The sequence below is a fragment of the Legionella gresilensis genome (assembly GCF_900639865.1).
GTDB classification, from domain to species: Bacteria; Pseudomonadota; Gammaproteobacteria; order Legionellales; family Legionellaceae; genus Legionella_C; species Legionella_C gresilensis.
In genome coordinates this window covers 59,353-76,686 of the sequence record NZ_CAAAHX010000008.1, presented here as the reverse complement: position 1 = coordinate 76,686, position 17,334 = coordinate 59,353, and the positions used below count along the sequence as shown (strand labels likewise).

Below are 17,334 nucleotides of genomic sequence, written 5' to 3'. Positions count from 1 at the left end.
CTAGATACGATCTTAATCGAAGAAATGTAAACGCAACGTAAGGATGGAATTAGTAATTAATATCTAAAGATATAGTTCTTTCTCATTTGAACCTATTTAAATATATTTTCTTGAGCTAGGAAATTCATTAAGTGCTGTATTAATCTGTTTATATAATTCTGGAAGCCAACGCGGTTGAGCAAAATTTTCAGTAGCTGGTTTACCAATACGCAAATCATTGGGTGCTATGATAAGTTTAACGTGATTCAATCCAACTCGGCGCGTTAAAAGAAAGAGTTGATCGATTGCCCAGTCTCCAACTGCCAGACAACCAACAGAAAAAGATTTGCCGTGGAGGAAAATATTATTACCTAAGTTATATCGACCATCTTTACTGGCCTGCAGACGATCAAAATGGTTAGGATAATCGATCATCATAGATAGATGCATATTACTGAAAGGATTAAAAGTCACTAAGCGATACATCCCTTCGGGAATTTGCCCATCTCTTTCTTTTAATTTAGGACCTAGACGGCCACTAAAAGCTGTTAAAGGATATTGATGAATAAAATGCCATGCTTGATTATCATTTTTTGCCCATAGTTCTATTTTTCTTTCCTTTTTAAATGCTAGAAGAGCAATTTCTTTAGGAGGGTAGCTAACTTGCGCTTTATCAAAAAAACGAATCATTTCAGGTTCAGTACGAAGTCCATAGCGAATAATGGCATTATCAATGGCTTTATCCCAGTTTACTTTTGGAGCCATACCAAGTACAAAGCCACTTAAAGTTGCTAGGATGCAGAAAACTAAGAAGCGCATAATACTAAGAAAAAAGATTTTTCAGCATGTTATCAAAAATTATTAAACATTAGAACATAACTTAGGCTATTACTTTTTTGCCTAGAGTAGGTAATTAAATAGACTCATTTAAATGTCTCACAATTACTCTATAATCCCTATGTGTCGCGGTTTGCCCGAGTGGCATTGTTGTATAGAGGGAAAAAGTTTAAATAAAGCCTGGGTAAAACGAAGTGAAACCCGGGTTTCGGCCCTTTGGGCCTGCACCCAGCCTACTTACTCTTTTTGTAAATTCATTCACGCAATAATGCCTGCTCGCGTATCTAGGAAAGCTGGGATTTCGCGAACAGGTTGCGGAACATAGGGATTTTAATCATTCTAAAAAATAAATTATTTAAATGCCTAATATTGGCTTGTAAATTGTTTACGCCTTGCGCATAAAAAATTTACAAGTTTAGCAAGAAAGCAATTTAAACTGTTTTCTGAGAATGGTGCTTAAGTAAATTGGCGCTTTGAAATTTCTTCTGCAAATTAGGTGGTAATTGTCTTAAAATAAAATCAGGTGCCGACGTTAAAACGCCTACAGATGGAATTAATCCATAATGATTTGGGCACATAAATTTTAAAGTACCATCTTGACTTATTTTGTAAAATACATATTTGTAAGAACAATAATCTAACTTTTTAAAAGCAGCTACTTGTAGAATAGGCGTGCCAGGCATTCTGTTTTCTATAAACGAGGCATTAACCCAAAGATTAATAAGTAGTAAACCAATACCAATAATGGAAATAGCCCCCAGTAGACTAATGATATAACGAAAAGCTCTTATTTGACTACCAAAGTGAAAAATTAAATAGAGGATACAAGCAAGTAAAGTTAAAAGATTTATTGAATAAATAAAAGCCTGTACATAATCAAAGTAATAACCAAGTATCTCACCGCCAGCAAGGTGGTAGTGAAGGGCAATAGAAATAACAGTTACCCAAAGTGCTAAAATGACATAGTTTTTATATTTATACCTAATTCCTAGTATAAGTAGAAATATACTTATTAATGGCAAAATAATATGGATTGAATCCCTAACATAATTCATCGTAATTTCCTTTCTGTCCATCTAATATAAAATCATAGTATAAGGATAAGTTATAATGAAAGTCTTCATTAAGAAAACTTCTACTGATTTCCCTCATTTAAAAGAGGTATATTTTCCTTAATTAATAAAATAACGGGTTCAACAGAGTATGGAGCACGTCTTAATTTGCGAGGTAAGCTAATTTGTACAATATTACGTTTTTGTAAAAAGTGTGTCAAAGAGCTACTAACATAATCTATAGCAGCTATATTATTTGTTTGATTCTTTGCTACGGAGTAAACATTAACTGATCCTAGCCAAATAGGCTGATAAAAATTTTTTAAATGATAATTTGAACGCCAGATTCTTAAAATGACAGCTGCGCTATTAGAATCGGGTTGATAAGTCATAACTAAAGCTGGTTTCCTATTTAAATATAGTTGTGCCATAAGGGGTGAGTCTAAGGCAGAGTGACCGCCACTAATTCGTTTAATAAATGACTTGAAAAAAGATTCATTCTCTTTTCGCCATCCTGCATTTAATAGGGCGGATTCTAAATGCTTTAATACACCCGCATATTGAATGTTAAACAAACTAATACGTTTACCAAATCGATTAGTTCGATAGATTGGTAATAAATTTTTTTGTTGATTCCACCATGTATCATCTGTTATGACATACTGTGCTAAGTATACCTGATGAGAACGAACTGCGGGTTCAAAGTTAAATACTAAAGAGATAGTTGTTCCTAAGATCAGCATTAAGAATAAAAGTGGTGATAAGAAACCTCTGTATTCTAAAGGTTTTCCATGGCGTCGATATAAAAGCCAATAAAATAAGCTAATACTTAGGCCAGCTAAATAAGCACCTAATATATCCATTACCCAGTTATCGCCTAGATAGATATAGGCAATGCCTGCACTAAGTAAAATAATAGGCAGCAAAACAGCTAGAAATTGATTAAAGCGGCATTTGCCATATTTATTGAGGAATAAAATAATTCCCATAAATTGAGCTGTTGCAAATGTTAAATGAATAGCAGGGTAAGAATTACTTGACTTAATTTCTAATAGATCAGTAGGTCTAGGAGTTTCTATCCAGAAATGGGTAATTAATAACAATATAGCGCAAGTTAGATTAATACTAAGCCAGAAAACAAAGGTTCGTTTATCTCTAAAAAAAATGGTTATGAAGGAGATAAATAGGAATAGCGTTAATAAGCTAAGATTACTAACAAATTGACTTAAGCTAATAAAATATATATCAAAGGGATAGGTTTTTAAACTTTGTAGAAAAAAGTGAATTGGCTCATCAAGTGATTTATGTCCTATACCGTGAATAACAAAAAAACTTAGTAAACAAAAAAGAAAAAAACTTAAAATAAATCCCAAACATAAAGAGGCTGTTTGATAATGCTTGCTTTCACCTGGAGGGGTTAAGAATTGAATCAACTTCGCAAGCCTAGGATGTTTTCCTGACCAAGTCCAGAAATCATGGAGCTGAATACGCAAAAAATAATTTAATTTGGTAATTAACCATTTAATAATTACAGAAATAATCCACAAACCTGCTAGGAAAATTAAAACAACAATAAATAAACGCGTTGCTATTTCAGGGGATAGCTCACTACTTGCGGCACCAATAAACACGCCTGGCATAACATATAAAATAGACCAACCGATAGCGGATAGTACGTTAGCTGTCAAAAAACGCCATTGACTCATATGCATCATACCAGCGATAAGCGGAATAAGAGAACGAAGAGGGCCTATAAAACGGCCAATTAAAACACTTTTTCCTCCATGACGTTGAAAATAGTTTTGACCATATGTAAGCCAGGTAGGTTTTTTGCTAAAAGGCCACATGTTCCTTATGCGATCTTTAAAAATATAACCTAATAAATAGCTAAAACTATCGCCGCCAATAGCGCCTAAAATAGCTGCTAACAAAGTTAAATCTACTCGCATTATACCTGAGCCGGCTAATATACCTACGGCTGTCATAGTTACAGAACCAGGAACAATACTACCGATAATTGCTAAAGACTCAGAGAAGGAAACAAGAAAAGTAAAAAGCAAGGCCCAATGAGGATGGGTCTCAAGCCAGTGCGTTATAGGTTGTACATATTCTGAAAATAATTGCATAGTGTGTTAATTAAAGGATCTAGAAAGTAGTTCTGCTAATTGATTATTAACATCTGCAAAATTAATATCACGTACATAGTCACATATTTGTGTCATTTGTAGCTTATCAAAACCACAGGGGTTAATACCAGCAAAAGGTGTTAAATCCATATTTACATTTAAGGCAATGCCATGGTAAGTACAGCCATTTTTTACACGCAATCCAAGAGATGCTATTTTTCTTCCATCAACATAAACACCAGGCGCTTTTTCTTTAGTTACTGCTAAAATAGCGTATTGTGCCAGAAGTGAAATCAAAATTTGCTCCAATTGGTTAACTAACGCTCGAATACTTAAGCCTTGCCTTTTTAGATCCATTAATAAGTAAGCCACAATTTGCCCTGGACCATGATAGGTTACTTGTCCGCCTCTATCTGATTGGATTACAGGTATATTGCCAGGATTAATAATATGCTCGGCTTTACCGGCTTGTCCTTGCGTATAAACGGCCGGATGCTCAAGTAGCCAACATTCATCCGCTGTTGTAGGTACACGATCGAGGGTAAATTGTTTCATCTTTTCCCAAGTAGAAAGGTAGTCTTGTAGGCCTAAGTGACGAATTATAAGCATCATAACACCATCTTTATGCCAGGGTATTGAGTAAGTTCTCGGTAAAGTGCATCTAATTCTTGCTGACAGGTAGGGTATACTGTTGCTGTAATAGCAGCATAATTTCCTTTTTCACTCGTTTTATAAACTATCCGATTACTTGCTGTGTTAGGAAAATGTTTTAAAATAATTTTTGTAATATCAGAATTAAAATTATCAGAATGGACGCCAATAATTTTAATTGGAAAATCACAAGGAAATTCAATAATTAGTTTATCTGTCATTAAAACCTTTAATTAATTGTTTATATTCATTATGTAATTGTACCCAATAAGAATTGTGAGTGTTGGCGCCAACAGGTATATCATCAATGGTTGTGATAGGATATATTTCTTTTGTGGTACTTGTTATCCAAACTTCATTCGCATCAAAAAGGGCATCAATAGAAATAGATTCTTCTTTAAAGGGTAACTTAAGCTGGGTAATTAATTCAATAATAATATGTCTCGTAATACCTGGTAAACAAAGATTAGATAAAGGAGGTGTTTTAATAATACCTTGTTTGTCAACAATAAAGAAATTTGTAGCACTTCCTTCAGTTAGAAAACCATCTCTAACAAGAAGTGCAACATCTGCACCGGAGGCTAAAGCTTCTTCATTAAGTAAGATATTACCTAGAAGTGAAGTCGTTTTGATATCACATCGAAGCCAGCGTATATCTTCTAGTAATTTAGCATGTAAACCACGTCGCTTTTCTTCCAAAGTAGGGTAAGGATTATGTAAGGTAAAAACAAAACAAGTAGGGGTGATATTTTGAGGAATATTATGTTTACGCTCCCCTGAGTTACCTCGAGTAATCTGCACATATAATTGCAGATTACCGCCCCCGTTATGCTGAATTAATTCTGAAAAAATGGCATCCCAATTATAAAATGGTAAATTGATCTTTAATTTTTTAAGATTTGTTCTTAATCGCTCTAAATGTAAATCCAAGAAGTAAGGCTTGCTATTATATACAGGAATAACTTCATAGATAGCATCACCAAAAAGAAGGCCGCGATCAAAAATAGAAATTTTTGCCTCTTTTGCAGGACAATATTTACCATTTAAATAGACAACAGAATTCATTAATATCTCAACCAAACCAACGCTTAAACATTAAATGTACTGAGTCTTTACATCGTGTAATAAAGCCACCGGTAGGTACGTCTTCTAAAGCATATAGAGGATAGGTGTCTAGTACTTTATCATCAAAATGAACAACCAAATTACCAATACGATCCCCTTTTTTTATAGGCGCTTCAATGGTTGAAGGTATTTGAGTTTTAATACTGAGGCGCTGATATTGGCCATTAGGAATAGTTATAGCCTGATCGTGTAACAATCCTACATTAAGCTTACTATTTTTGCCTTTATAAATAGGTAACTCTGAGACCGTTTGATTAGCCTTATACAATTCATGAGTTTCATAGAAACGAAAACCATAATTTAATAGGCGCTCACTATCATCAGCACGAATTGAGTCGCTAGGTGAGCCCAAAACAACTGCTAATAAACGCATATTATCGCGTTTAGCAGAAGAGACTAAACAAAAGCCAGCATCACTAGTATGGCCTGTTTTAACTCCATCAACTTGACTATTCCGCCATAACAAACGATTACGATTTGGTTGACGGATGCCATTAAAAGTAAACCATTTTTGCTTATACCAATGATAATACTGAGGAAAGTCATTAATCAGTGCTTTGCCTAAAATCGCTAAATCTTTTGCAGTGGTATATAGTTTTTCATCAGGTAAACCCGTGCTATCGGTGAAATGACTGTTTTTCATACCTAATAATTGAGCTTGCTGATTCATAATTTCAGCGAAACCAGCTTCACTACCACCTAGGTGTTCTGCCATAGCCACACAAGCATCATTTCCTGAGTCAACGATGATTCCTTTTAGTAAATCTTCAACAGAAACTTCTTGACCTTCTTTGACAAACATACGTGAGCCGCCTGTTTTCCAAGCATCATGGCTGATACGTACATTATCATTAAGATGAATTTGCTCATTGCGTAGGGCATTTGAAATAACATAAAGCGTCATCATTTTAGTTAAACTGGCTGGTGGTAACTTTAGTTCGCTATTCTTCTCAGCAATTATTTTACCACTATTAACATCAATTAATATAAAAGCTTGCGCATTGATAATAGGTGGTGCAGGAGTAATAAGAGGTTTGTTTGCCACAGATGAGCTGGGGGAAGGTGCTACAGTCGGTAAAGAAGAGTTAGCGTAAAAGTTAGTTGAATTTAAGATTAATGATGTAACTAATACTATCTTAATGGAAGTATGTAAAATCCTCATTTTTATACTCGCTATTCCAAAATGTTGTCATAGTATCACAGCCTTATCTAGCCATCCAATTACCTAGGAAAGTATTTTATTCAGATAAGGCATTGTATATAGTAGACTTCTTTGAAACTTTACTGTAATGGTCAATTTGCAGGCCGCGGCAGTGCTCGAATCCCCATGTACTCTATGTACACTTTGGTTCAGTGTGTTGGCGCATCCTACCATTTTGCACTTTGCGAGTTTTGAAAGAAGATTAATATTAAAAAAATTAAAGAGTATAATGAATGCGAGTATTGATTTTGATTTCGTTAATAATGATAGGGGGTTGCTATCCTCAGCCACGTTTTATAAAAAATTCCACAAGGCAACAAGCTAAGCTGACAAATGTTGCTAGCAAACCCAAACTATTTAATAACCGTGCTTCAATGCATATAAATGATGGAGCTCCGCCAGGACCACCACCTACTAAATTTAAGCATATTAAACCTATTTATGAGCCTTTGAGCCGTTATGGTAATCCTGAAACTTATGCAGTTGAGGGACGTAAATACTCTGTCTTAAGGACAGCTAAAGGTTATAAAACACGAGGCATTGCTTCTTGGTATGGTACTAAATTTCATAGTCAACGAACCTCAAGCGGCGAAAATTATGATATGTATTCTATGACCGCTGCACACAAAACATTGCCTCTACCTACCTATGTTAGAGTAAAAAATTTAAACAATGGGCGTGAAGCTATTGTGAAAGTTAATGATAGAGGGCCATTCCGTAAAGATCGCATCATTGATTTATCTTATGCAGCGGCTAGCAAGTTAGGTTTGCTTGCCCATGGAACGGCACCTGTTGAAATAGAAGCGCTTGCTCTTCCGGGTAAATCAATTTTTGCACATTATTATGTACAAGCGGGCGCTTTTTCTTCGAAAGATTTAGCTAATATATTGCAAAAAAAACTTTCTAAATTTACACCTTCGCCCGTTTTAATTGAGAAGCATAAAGAGCGCTTCATAGTTAAAGTTGGACCTTTCATAGATAAAAAGATGACAGAGTCTTTTAAAATGCAGCTAGCAGCGCATGGGATTAAAGGCTCTTTTACCATGTTACAGTAATTAGTTAATAATCTCTTTTACAGGGAAGTAATCATTGATTCTATATCACTATACCCAACAGTAAACCAATGCTTGCACTAATAATCATCGCTATTGTTCCCCAAAGCACTACTCGTAGTGCACCTAACATGATTTTTGCTCCACCTATCTTTGCAGCGATTGCCCCGAGTAGAGCCAAAAAAATTATAGCCATAATTGACATAGTCGGAATAAGATATGTACGAGGAATAATAAGAAAGGTTAATATGGGTAATAGGGAGCCAATAGTAAAACTACAAGCAGAAAATATTGCTGCCTGTAGCGGTTGAGCGCTCGATATTTCTGTAATACCAAGTTCATCACGGACATGGGTTCCTAGTGCATCTTTAGCCATTAATTGTCGTGCAACTTCTTCTGCTAGATGGCGCTCTAAGCCTCGATTAATATAGATAGATGTAAGCTCTTCAATTTCACTAGGTAAGCTTTCTTCAAGTTCTTTCTTTTCGCGCTGTAATGCTGACCTCTCAGTATCGGCTTGAGAGCTTACTGATATATACTCACCTGCAGCCATCGACATAGCGCCGGCAATTAATCCTGCAATACCAGCGACTAAGATCCCTTTATCTGATGTATAGGCAGCAGCCATACCGATTAATAAGCTTGCAGTAGAAATAATCCCATCATTTGCGCCTAACACAGCAGCACGTAACCAACCAATGCGAAGGGCTCGATGATGTTCTTTAGTTTGCATATACCTAGCCTTATATTTTCTGGCTTAATTTTGTTTATATATAAGTATATCCCGCTCTCTTTAAATACGTTTTATATTGCTATCATTGCATTTATGAAAATACTTATTCTATAGTAATTAATTATCTCTTTTATAATTAGTAAAAGAAAAATCAATGGTTCTTGACAGGGTTTTCCTCTTTTCCATGGCGTTGCGAGTGTTTTAATTCTAGATAGTTAAGATTAACTTGGCATTAACCATTAGGTGAGTCGATAACAACTCGCGTGCCTGGCATTCCTCCGCCTGGTAAATCCACAAATTCTTCATTTAACCAACGCGCATCCTCAGTGAACATTCTAATGCAACCATGACTTGCCCGATAGCCTGGGACTTCATTGCTGCCATGAAGAGCATAACCGCGAAAAAAATGCATACAAAATGGCATTATAGCGCCACCATTATCACCATCTTCTCGCATAGGGAAAGCAGTAGAAATACAATCAATGTCTTGTTTTCTTATAACTCGGAAAGAGCCTGTTGGCGTTGTACAGCCACCATAAACACCCGGACATTTATCAAGCCCAGAAGAAATCGGCCCCCACCAGACTAATTCGCCTGATTCATCATAGGCTGCCCAAGCTAATCTTTGCTGACTAACATAAATAGTTTTTTCATTATTGCCTTCAATATAGCGAGGAAAAGGGGAGACATCATAAACGCTTAATCGGTCTAAATTTTTTGGAACGGCAATCACCATGCCTGGACGTAATCTAACATTCATGCGATTAACTCTTTTTACAATGTCTAATGCTTCAGAATTAGGGAATAATTTTTCCCAGCTATCGCCAGATTTAACTTTAAGGCAGAAATAATCAGGTTGCTGACAGAGCGTTTCACCATAGCGAGTGTGCGCCCAGCTAGAATTTAAGCAGGCCATCATCGTTATAATTATAAAGAGTAACCTTATCATAACTACTCCGAGATTGCTGGATAATAATATTAGCGGCTTTTTTTTGCAAAACTTTAAATTAAGGTTATATAAAATCTTTGTTTAAGCTAGCAATTTTTAATAATGATTTATTATTGAAAGTTATAGTATTGAATTCTCTAAATAATCAAGAGGAACTTATTCTATCAGCTTTTTTACTTCATTAGGTGCTCTTTCAGCATGAAGCGATTTTTTTACTGTATAAAACGTACACCAATTAAGCAGGGAAGGGGGATGATTTCTATCACCAAGCTCCCATAAATATCGTTGATAAAGTAAATTGCTAAAAGGTTCTAATATATCTTGCTCAGTCTCACTTAAGATTATCTGTTGAATATTAGGCATAGTTGCCTTTAATGACTGGCGCATGTAGGGGACATATTATTAATTTCATTATAACTAAGCGTTAAAGTTTCAATGTTAGATAAACAGCCTTTAAGTTGTTTAAAATTCGCTTCAGAAATTAAATTTAAGCCTGTTCTTTGTAAATTTAAGTTTTTAATATTAGCTGGTATAGCAGTGAAAAATTGTGCTAAATCTAGTTTATTATCACTATCAAATTTATTTCCGCTTAAGTCTAAGTTAGTTATACTTATAGGCATTTCTGAAAAAATTTGTGGCAAATCATTTAATATACCATCTTGTAGCCACTTTAAATTGAAATCATTCCAGCTTAAATTAAGATGTGTGACACTTAATGGAATAGCTGCAAGGGCTTGTGTTAAGTCTTCACTAGCCATGTTTGATAAATTATTACCACTTAGATTTAGGGTAATTACATGTTTAGGAACAGCAGCAAGCGTAGATGCTAATTCTTCACCCGACATATTTGAGAAGTCATTATTACTTAAATTAAACTCTATAACACTTGCTGGAATACCAGCAAAAAGTTGTGCCAACTCTTCACTACTTATATTGCCTAAATTATTCGAACTTAAATTAAGTATGGTTATTTTGGCTGAGATGTCTAAAAAGATTTGAGAAAAGCCTCCTCCTGTAAGATTAGCAAGATCATTGCCACTTAAATTAAGATAATTAAGCCTGAATGGAAGGGTAGAAAATATTTTAGCTAGTCCAGGGCCTGTTTTAATAAAAAACTCATTTTCACCTAAATCGAGTTTCGTAATAGTCTTGGGTAGTGATCCAAGTAATTGTATTAATTCTTTTTCAGTTTTATTAGCTAAATTGTTTGCATTTAAATTAAGAGTGTTTACATGTGCTGGGATAGTTGATAGAGCATCGACTAAGGTTTGGCCATTTAAGTTCCCTAGATCATTGACGCTTAAATTTAAAAATATTACATGTATAGGAATAGCAGCAAAAACCTTCGTTAAGTTAGCTCCAATCTTGTTGAGTCTATTCCATCTTAAATCAAGTGTAGTTATATGGGCTGGAATCGCTGCAAACGCTTCTACTAAGTCCTCAGCAGTTTTATCGCCTAGTTGATTCCAACCTAATTTAAGGTGATGAACTTTCCTTGGAATAGCCTTAAAAGTTTGCGCTAATTCTAATCCTGTTTTATCAGTAAAATTAATTTGGCTTAAATCGAGTATTGTAATGTGAGGATTAAGTATTTCAATAGCAGTAGATAAGTCACTATCATCACTTATATTTAATTTAAAATACATTTTACAAATCCTTGCTTAAGTCCAAATCTATAAGATAAAAGCTCACCAATCTTATAGATAGAGTAAGTGAATTTCAATTTCATAAATTGAAAATTTAATGTAATTTAGGTGGGTTTTTCGCAATTTCTATTTGAAAGCAAAAATTATACGAATAATAAAAAATAATAGATAATTGATTTAGTTAAATAGGAGGTGCTTTAGGTTATTAGAAGGCGTGGTTTATGTTTGTAGTTACTTATAAATGCCTGCTAACTTTTAACTTAATTTTGCATTATACTATCACCATTCAATATGTATAGGTTTAGTTTATGAGTTGGCTTAAGAAATTATTACCTTCTATTATTAAGACGGAATCTAGTCAAAAAAAAGGAGTGCCAGAAGGTTTATGGGTAAAATGTCAGGGTTGTAATTCAGTTTTATATAGCACTGAGCTTATCAAAAACTTATCAATCTGCCCAACCTGCAATTACCATCATCGAATTACAGCAAGAGAACGCCTGGATCAATTCTTAGATCAATCACCTCGTGAAGAAATTGCAGCTAATTTAGAGCCTATTGATCGTTTGAAGTTTAAGGATTCAAAAAAATATAAAGATAGAATTAGTCAGGCACAGAAAGCAACAGGTGAGAAAGAAGCTTTAATAGTGATGAAAGGCAATTTGGAATCTCATCCAGTTGTGGTTAGTGCATTTGAATTTAATTTTATGGGCGGCTCTATGGGCGCCACAGTTGGTGAAAAATTTGTTAGGGCAGTAAACACAGCTACGGCTGAACATCGTCCTTATATTTGCTTTACTGCAAGTGGCGGGGCGCGCATGCAAGAGGGATTGTTTTCTTTGATGCAAATGGCTAAAACATCTGCCGCTTTAGCTCGTTTTGCAGAAACTAAACTTCCCTTTATCGTTGTCTTAACAGACCCTACAATGGGTGGCGTGTCAGCAAGCTTTGCAAGCTTAGGTGATGTCATTATTGCTGAACCAAATGCTTTAATAGGATTTGCTGGACCACGGGTCATTGAACAAACTGTAAGACAGACCTTACCAGAAGGTTTTCAGCGTAGCGAATTTTTATTAGAGCATGGTCACATTGATATGATTTTAGAACGCAAAGCACTACGTCCTACTATTGCAGAGTTAATATCTAAATTAACTCATAAATAGTAATATGAATAAAGAAAAGAGTTTATCGCAGTGGCTTGATGATTTAGAGCATCGTCATGTGCAAGTTATCCAGCTGGGATTAGAACGTATTACCAAAGTTGCGACAATCTTAGATATTCTTAATTTAAATGCAGTTATTGTTACTGTTGCTGGTACAAATGGCAAGGGTTCTACAGTTGCTGCACTTGAAGCAATCTATAGGCAGGCAGGGTACAAAGTAGCGACCTATACATCGCCTCATTTAATAAATTTTAATGAACGTATTTGTGTTAATCAAAAACCTATTAGCGATTTAGAGCTAATAGAAGCCTTTAATATTATCGATAAAGCAAGAGGTTCTATTACCTTAACTTATTTTGAAATCGCAACGTTAGCAGCCTTATGGCATTTTAAGCAGCATTGTTTAGATTTAATTATACTTGAAGTAGGTTTAGGTGGTCGCCTTGATGCAGTTAATTGTATTGATACTGATTTAGCAATTATTACTACTGTTGATTATGATCATGAAGCTTATTTGGGAGATACATTAGAAAAAATTGCTTATGAAAAAGCAGGTATTATTCGACCTAATAAACCCGTAATCTATGCTGATGAAGATCTACCAAAAAGCATATTACAAAAAGCGGCAAGTTGTAAGGCACCTATTTATCGCAAAAATCAAGAATACAGCTATCAACTGATTGATGATAAAATAAAATTTTCCTTTCAAAATATTAACCTCACCGTTCCTCAAATGTCTTTTCATCCAAATTCAATTGCAGCAGCATTAATGACTACGTTGTGTCTTAAAAAACAACTACCTATTAAAGCTGATACCTATGTGGATGGGATCAAAGAAATTAACCTTTCTGGTCGTTGTCAAATAATTACTAAACCTCAGCGCACGCTCTTAGATGTTGCTCATAATCCGCAAGCAGTTCAATACTTAGCGCATTATTTAAAGACTAATTATCCAAATATAAGGGTACATGCTGTTTTCTCAGCTTTTGCTGATAAAGATATTGTAGGTATGATTAAACCACTTAAAGTTTATGTACATGCTTGGTATCCAGCATTACTACCTGGGGAGAGAGCAGCGCAAGCTAACCAATTGATTTCAGCTTTAACTGCTAACGAAATAAATTTAAATATATGTTATAATAGTCCATTTTTGGCGTATCAAGCTGCTTGTAAAGAGGCAGATGGTCATGATTTAATTGTAGTTTTTGGCTCTTTTATAATAGTGGGCGCGATCTTATCTGCCTCTCTTAATGAGAGCAACTATTTTAATAATAGTTTAAGCACTTTAAGGAATGGCTATGAAATTAATAATTGATGAACGATTAAAGCATAGATTAATCGGTATTGCTGTCATTGTGTCTATTGGCACTATTTTTGCCCCGGCCCTTATAAAAAAATCTAGCCATCGTTTTGATGAAACCGTCTCTATTCAATTACCGCCAAAACCTATTGCTCCTAAATTGTCTCTTCCGGAAAAACAGCAAGTCTTTAAGGCTATGAAAGTTGCTCATGTTGATATTCCAGCAATTCCAAATGAGAGTAAATCTGCTGTTATAATAAAGGCTGAGCCTATTAGTGCGCTCAATGATTTAAAGTCAACAATTGTTATTGCTACCAAAGAAACACTTAAACCTAATGATCAAGTGATTACTATCCAAAAAGTAAAGACACCTGAACCTACTTCGGCTTCAAAAGTAAAAGTTGCAGTTGCGACTGTTAAAAAACAACCGGTTCCTAATAGTTATATTGTTCCAGTCCAGAGTTCAAAAAATTTATTAGTCAAAGGTAAGTCCTTAAAGCCAACCAATAGCACTAATTATTATACTGTACAGCTAGGGACTTTCTCGCAACAAAGTAATGCCATTACATTAGTAAATAAATTAAAAAGCAAAGGTTATCAAGCTTCTTATACTAAAGTAGCTAGTAAAAATGGTGTGGTGTATCGAGTTACAGTCGGTCAGCTAAATCAAAAGCAACAAGCAATACTTCTACAACAGCGTTTAGCAAATGCGATGCAATTGCAGGGGCTTATTGTTACTACAAGGATAAGTTAATATGCAATGGAATTGGATTGATTTAATTATACTTAGTATTATCTTACTTTCCATATTAACGGGCCTATTTCGGGGCTTTGTAAAAGAGTTAGTTGCACTTTGCGTTTGGGCTATTGCTTTGTGGGTTGCTTTTCATTATTCGCATTATTTAGATCCATGGCTGCAAAATTATATTCAAGATAAAACAGCACGAAATATTGTTACTTTTGTTGCATTACTTATCGCAACAGTTTTTATTGGCGCTATAGTCAATACATTGTTAGGGTTTCTGTTAAAGCGCTCAGGTTTAAGTGGAACTGATCGATTATTAGGGATGGTTTTTGGTTTTGTAAGAGGCATTTTTATGGTCGCTTTAATTATGGTGATCATTAAAGCGACCTCTCTACCTCATCAACAATATAAAGACCAATCACAATTATATGCACATTTTGATCCTATGGTGGATTGGCTTTCTAGTTTAATGCCTGATTTACTCAATAAAGTTAAAGCAATAGCACCAACGCAAACTATTGTTAACTATACTAATGAAATTCAGATGAGCTAAGTAATTTGTTAGTAAAAACTTAGTCAGCAAGATCTATGATTTTAATAATCCTTAAATTCTGTTATTAGACTTCCTATATAATTTGAAAATTCTAGTCTAAGGAATAAAGGTTTTGTGAAGTAGAGCTTACAAAGAGTAGGGGCACCACAGAAACCTTTTTAACGCAGCAATAAAAGATGCAGGTTATGCACGGGTTCTATTGCAGAGCTACTTCAGTTATATTTAGTTTTGCAAACCAAGGTAAAACTTTCTAAGGCTTTAACTAGGTGTTGGCATTCCTCAACCCCCTAAGTGCCGCGGCTCGTCCGCAGCATCCAGTAAGAGCTAAATCATTGGCAAATTTCGTTATCCAAGCCACGCCATCGTTAACTAATTTTATACATGGTATCAGCAGCATTATATTATTAGTTTGCCTCATTCAATAAATAGTGAAAGTATAGATTTTAATTTAACTATCTATACCTATTAGATGCCGCGAACAAGTCACGGCACGTAGGCGATAGGTGCATTGTAAACAGATCCTACATATTAATATAATTAGGACCGCCGCCGCCTTCTGGTGCTGTCCAAATAATATTTTGCTTTGGATCTTTAATATCGCATGTTTTACAATGAATGCAGTTTTGAGCATTAATTTGTAGCCGCGGTCCCGATTCTTCTTCAATTATTTCATAAACACCAGCAGGGCAATACCTTATCTCGGGTGAGGCATACAACTTATAATTAATGTCGATAGCAAGTTCAGGTTCTCGAAGTTTAAGATGAGAAGGCTGATTCTCTTCATGATAGGTATTAGTTAAAAAGACAGATGAGAGACGATCAAATGTCAAAACGCCGTCAGGTTTAGGGTAGTCAATTTTTTTACTTTTATCTGCTGCATATAAAGTTGTGTGATCAGCTCGATGTTTAAGTGTCCAAGGTACATAACCCTGAGTAATTGTCTCAAAGACGCCATTTGCTAAGCCTGCCCACAAGCCATATTTAAACCCAGGCCGAATATTACGAACTCTATATAATTCTTGTGCAAGCCAAGATTCTTTAAACTTTTGCGTATAGAGAGTTAACTCCGTAGATTTACCTTCAGTTTCTTGAGATCCTTTAAAAGATTCAAAACAAGCTTCTGCAGCTAACATACCTGATTTCATAGCGGCATGGATTCCTTTAATTTTAGGCACATTTAAAAAGCCTGCTGCATCACCAATTAAAGCACCGCCTGGAAAAGTAAGCTTTGGTAAAGATTGCCATCCCCCCTCATTAATCGCTCGAGCGCCATAGCTAATTCTTTCACCACCGGTTAATAAATCACTTATAAAGGGATGGGTTTTTAATCGTTGCATCTCATTAAAGGGATTAAGCCATGGGTTTTCATAATCTAATCCTATGACAAACCCTAAGGCCACTTGATTATTTGCTATATGATAAATAAATGAGCCGCCATAAGTTTTCTGATTTAAAGGCCAGCCAAAGGAGTGAATCACTTTTCCGGGCTGGTGTTTTTCTGGTTTAACTTGCCAAACTTCTTTAATGCCTATGCCGTATGTTTGCGGTTGAACGTCTTGTCTTAAATTAAAACGATTCATCAAGTTTTGACTAAGTTGTCCCCGGCAACCTTCAGCAAAAAGGGTCTGTTTTGCAAGTAAATGCATACCAGGTTGGTAATTAGCAGTCTTATTACCTTGCTTATCTATGCCAACCTCACCAGTAGCAACACCAATAACTTCTCCTTGAGGATTATAAAGGATGTCAGCTGCGGGAAATCCGGGATAGATTTCACATCCTAGTTCTTCAGCCTTTTTGGCTAAAAATTGACATAATTCACCTAAACTAATAATAAAATTACCATCATTATGCATCTGCGGTGGTTTTGGGAAACGGATAGCTTTTTTTGCAGTAAAAAGATAAAAAGTATCTTCTTTAACTGGGGTATTAAGAGGAGCCTCTTGCCAATTATCTGGTAATAACTCTTTTAGGCTTCTAGGCTCAAGAATGGCACCTGAAATAATATGAGCACCTATCTGGGCTCCTTTTTCTAAAATACAAACACTTATGTCAGTGTTAGCGAGAGCAGCTAATTGTTTTAATTTAATGGCAGCACTTAAGCCTGACGGACCTCCGCCGACAATAATAACATCGTATTCCATTATTTCACGTTCCACGCTGAATTCCTTCTTAAGGCAAAAAAGAAATGATCGCTTGTCTATTAAATAAGATCAAGTTTTAATGAT

17 protein-coding genes are annotated in these 17,334 nt (G+C 35.3%); 5 read left to right on the top strand and 12 right to left on the bottom strand.

Annotation, left to right across the window (positions count from 1 at the left end; translation table 11 throughout):
- Positions 1-96 precede the first annotated feature (96 nt).
- The 7 genes from E1P04_RS11230 to E1P04_RS11195 form a co-directional block, all read right to left on the bottom strand.
- Positions 97-744 carry a L,D-transpeptidase family protein gene (locus E1P04_RS11230; protein ID WP_131783002.1) on the bottom strand — a complete coding sequence of 216 codons (648 nt, stop codon included), beginning with the start codon at positions 742-744 and terminating at the stop codon, positions 97-99.
- 503 nt (positions 745-1,247) lie between these two features.
- Positions 1,248-1,871 (bottom strand): type I secretion system protein LssZ, encoded by a 624-nt coding sequence (locus tag E1P04_RS11220; protein WP_131783000.1) that lies wholly within the window; start codon positions 1,869-1,871, stop codon positions 1,248-1,250.
- 80 nt (positions 1,872-1,951) lie between these two features.
- Positions 1,952-3,994 (bottom strand): VTT domain-containing protein, encoded by a 2,043-nt coding sequence (locus E1P04_RS11215; RefSeq protein WP_131782999.1) that lies wholly within the window; start codon positions 3,992-3,994, stop codon positions 1,952-1,954.
- 6 nt (positions 3,995-4,000) lie between these two features.
- Positions 4,001-4,603: a lipoyl(octanoyl) transferase LipB gene (lipB, locus tag E1P04_RS11210; protein WP_131783089.1), complete on the bottom strand. Its 603-nt coding sequence runs from the start codon at positions 4,601-4,603 to the stop codon at positions 4,001-4,003.
- The gene (locus E1P04_RS11205; protein ID WP_131782998.1) at positions 4,603-4,866 is read right to left on the bottom strand and encodes a YbeD family protein; all 264 of its coding nucleotides are present in this window, start codon (positions 4,864-4,866) and stop codon (positions 4,603-4,605) included. Before E1P04_RS11205 ends, lipB begins: the two co-directional genes overlap by 1 nt.
- A complete protein-coding gene (locus E1P04_RS11200; protein WP_131782997.1) occupies positions 4,856-5,710 on the bottom strand; it encodes a D-amino acid aminotransferase in 855 nt (284 codons plus the stop codon). The genes E1P04_RS11205 and E1P04_RS11200 overlap by 11 nt, the downstream gene beginning before the upstream one ends.
- Before the next feature lie 7 nt (positions 5,711-5,717).
- Positions 5,718-6,932: a D-alanyl-D-alanine carboxypeptidase family protein gene (locus E1P04_RS11195; protein ID WP_131782996.1), complete on the bottom strand. Its 1,215-nt coding sequence runs from the start codon at positions 6,930-6,932 to the stop codon at positions 5,718-5,720.
- A gap of 272 nt (positions 6,933-7,204) precedes the next feature.
- Here E1P04_RS11195 and E1P04_RS11190 point away from each other — a divergent pair, with 272 nt between their 5' ends.
- The gene (locus E1P04_RS11190) at positions 7,205-8,026 is read left to right on the top strand and encodes a septal ring lytic transglycosylase RlpA family protein (protein ID WP_131782995.1); all 822 of its coding nucleotides are present in this window, start codon (positions 7,205-7,207) and stop codon (positions 8,024-8,026) included.
- A gap of 40 nt (positions 8,027-8,066) precedes the next feature.
- Here E1P04_RS11190 and E1P04_RS11185 read toward each other — a convergent pair whose 3' ends face one another.
- The 4 genes from E1P04_RS11185 to E1P04_RS11170 all read right to left on the bottom strand — a co-directional run bounded on the left by E1P04_RS11185 (position 8,067) and on the right by E1P04_RS11170 (position 11,351).
- Positions 8,067-8,756: a VIT1/CCC1 transporter family protein gene (locus E1P04_RS11185; RefSeq protein ID WP_131782994.1), complete on the bottom strand. Its 690-nt coding sequence runs from the start codon at positions 8,754-8,756 to the stop codon at positions 8,067-8,069.
- Between the two features lie 232 nt (positions 8,757-8,988).
- On the bottom strand, positions 8,989-9,705 hold the full coding sequence (locus E1P04_RS11180) for a L,D-transpeptidase (protein WP_131782993.1): 717 nt from the start codon (positions 9,703-9,705) through the stop codon (positions 8,989-8,991).
- A 156-nt stretch (positions 9,706-9,861) separates the two neighbouring features.
- The gene (locus E1P04_RS11175) at positions 9,862-10,068 is read right to left on the bottom strand and encodes a hypothetical protein (protein WP_131782992.1); all 207 of its coding nucleotides are present in this window, start codon (positions 10,066-10,068) and stop codon (positions 9,862-9,864) included.
- Between the two features lie 8 nt (positions 10,069-10,076).
- Positions 10,077-11,351 (bottom strand): leucine-rich repeat domain-containing protein, encoded by a 1,275-nt coding sequence (locus tag E1P04_RS11170; protein ID WP_131782991.1) that lies wholly within the window; start codon positions 11,349-11,351, stop codon positions 10,077-10,079.
- A 308-nt stretch (positions 11,352-11,659) separates the two neighbouring features.
- Here E1P04_RS11170 and accD point away from each other — a divergent pair, with 308 nt between their 5' ends.
- The 4 genes from accD to E1P04_RS11150 are packed head-to-tail and all read left to right on the top strand — an operon-like array spanning position 11,660 to position 15,109.
- Positions 11,660-12,511 carry an acetyl-CoA carboxylase, carboxyltransferase subunit beta gene (gene accD / locus E1P04_RS11165; protein WP_131782990.1) on the top strand — a complete coding sequence of 284 codons (852 nt, stop codon included), beginning with the start codon at positions 11,660-11,662 and terminating at the stop codon, positions 12,509-12,511.
- Between the two features lie 4 nt (positions 12,512-12,515).
- Positions 12,516-13,826: a bifunctional tetrahydrofolate synthase/dihydrofolate synthase gene (gene folC / locus E1P04_RS11160; protein ID WP_131782989.1), complete on the top strand. Its 1,311-nt coding sequence runs from the start codon at positions 12,516-12,518 to the stop codon at positions 13,824-13,826.
- On the top strand, positions 13,810-14,565 hold the full coding sequence (locus E1P04_RS11155; RefSeq protein ID WP_165482756.1) for an SPOR domain-containing protein: 756 nt from the start codon (positions 13,810-13,812) through the stop codon (positions 14,563-14,565). Before folC ends, E1P04_RS11155 begins: the two co-directional genes overlap by 17 nt.
- 1 nt (position 14,566) lies before the next feature.
- A complete protein-coding gene (locus tag E1P04_RS11150) occupies positions 14,567-15,109 on the top strand; it encodes a CvpA family protein (RefSeq protein ID WP_131782987.1) in 543 nt (180 codons plus the stop codon).
- 521 nt (positions 15,110-15,630) lie between these two features.
- On the opposite strand, the gene E1P04_RS11145 is transcribed toward E1P04_RS11150, so the two are convergent.
- Positions 15,631-17,265, bottom strand: a complete 1,635-nt coding sequence (locus tag E1P04_RS11145; RefSeq protein ID WP_131782986.1) for an electron transfer flavoprotein-ubiquinone oxidoreductase — start codon at positions 17,263-17,265, stop codon at positions 15,631-15,633.
- Positions 17,266-17,334: the final 69 nt, after the last annotated feature.

Excerpts from the sequence above, each read along its gene's own strand:
- E1P04_RS11230 (WP_131783002.1), bottom strand. The coding sequence starts at position 744 with ATGGCTCCAAAAGTAAACTGGGATAAAGCCATTGATAATGCCATTATT.
- E1P04_RS11220 (WP_131783000.1), bottom strand. The coding sequence starts at position 1,871 with ATGAATTATGTTAGGGATTCAATCCATATTATTTTGCCATTAATAAGT.
- E1P04_RS11215 (WP_131782999.1), bottom strand. The coding sequence starts at position 3,994 with ATGCAATTATTTTCAGAATATGTACAACCTATAACGCACTGGCTTGAG.
- lipB (WP_131783089.1), bottom strand. The coding sequence starts at position 4,603 with ATGCTTATAATTCGTCACTTAGGCCTACAAGACTACCTTTCTACTTGG.
- E1P04_RS11205 (WP_131782998.1), bottom strand. The coding sequence starts at position 4,866 with ATGACAGATAAACTAATTATTGAATTTCCTTGTGATTTTCCAATTAAA.
- E1P04_RS11200 (WP_131782997.1), bottom strand. The coding sequence starts at position 5,710 with ATGAATTCTGTTGTCTATTTAAATGGTAAATATTGTCCTGCAAAAGAG.
- E1P04_RS11195 (WP_131782996.1), bottom strand. The coding sequence starts at position 6,932 with ATGAGGATTTTACATACTTCCATTAAGATAGTATTAGTTACATCATTA.
- E1P04_RS11190 (WP_131782995.1), top strand. The coding sequence starts at position 7,205 with ATGCGAGTATTGATTTTGATTTCGTTAATAATGATAGGGGGTTGCTAT.
- E1P04_RS11185 (WP_131782994.1), bottom strand. The coding sequence starts at position 8,756 with ATGCAAACTAAAGAACATCATCGAGCCCTTCGCATTGGTTGGTTACGT.
- E1P04_RS11180 (WP_131782993.1), bottom strand. The coding sequence starts at position 9,705 with ATGATAAGGTTACTCTTTATAATTATAACGATGATGGCCTGCTTAAAT.
- E1P04_RS11175 (WP_131782992.1), bottom strand. The coding sequence starts at position 10,068 with ATGCCTAATATTCAACAGATAATCTTAAGTGAGACTGAGCAAGATATA.
- E1P04_RS11170 (WP_131782991.1), bottom strand. The coding sequence starts at position 11,351 with ATGTATTTTAAATTAAATATAAGTGATGATAGTGACTTATCTACTGCT.
- accD (WP_131782990.1), top strand. The coding sequence starts at position 11,660 with ATGAGTTGGCTTAAGAAATTATTACCTTCTATTATTAAGACGGAATCT.
- folC (WP_131782989.1), top strand. The coding sequence starts at position 12,516 with ATGAATAAAGAAAAGAGTTTATCGCAGTGGCTTGATGATTTAGAGCAT.
- E1P04_RS11155 (WP_165482756.1), top strand. The coding sequence starts at position 13,810 with ATGAAATTAATAATTGATGAACGATTAAAGCATAGATTAATCGGTATT.
- E1P04_RS11150 (WP_131782987.1), top strand. The coding sequence starts at position 14,567 with ATGCAATGGAATTGGATTGATTTAATTATACTTAGTATTATCTTACTT.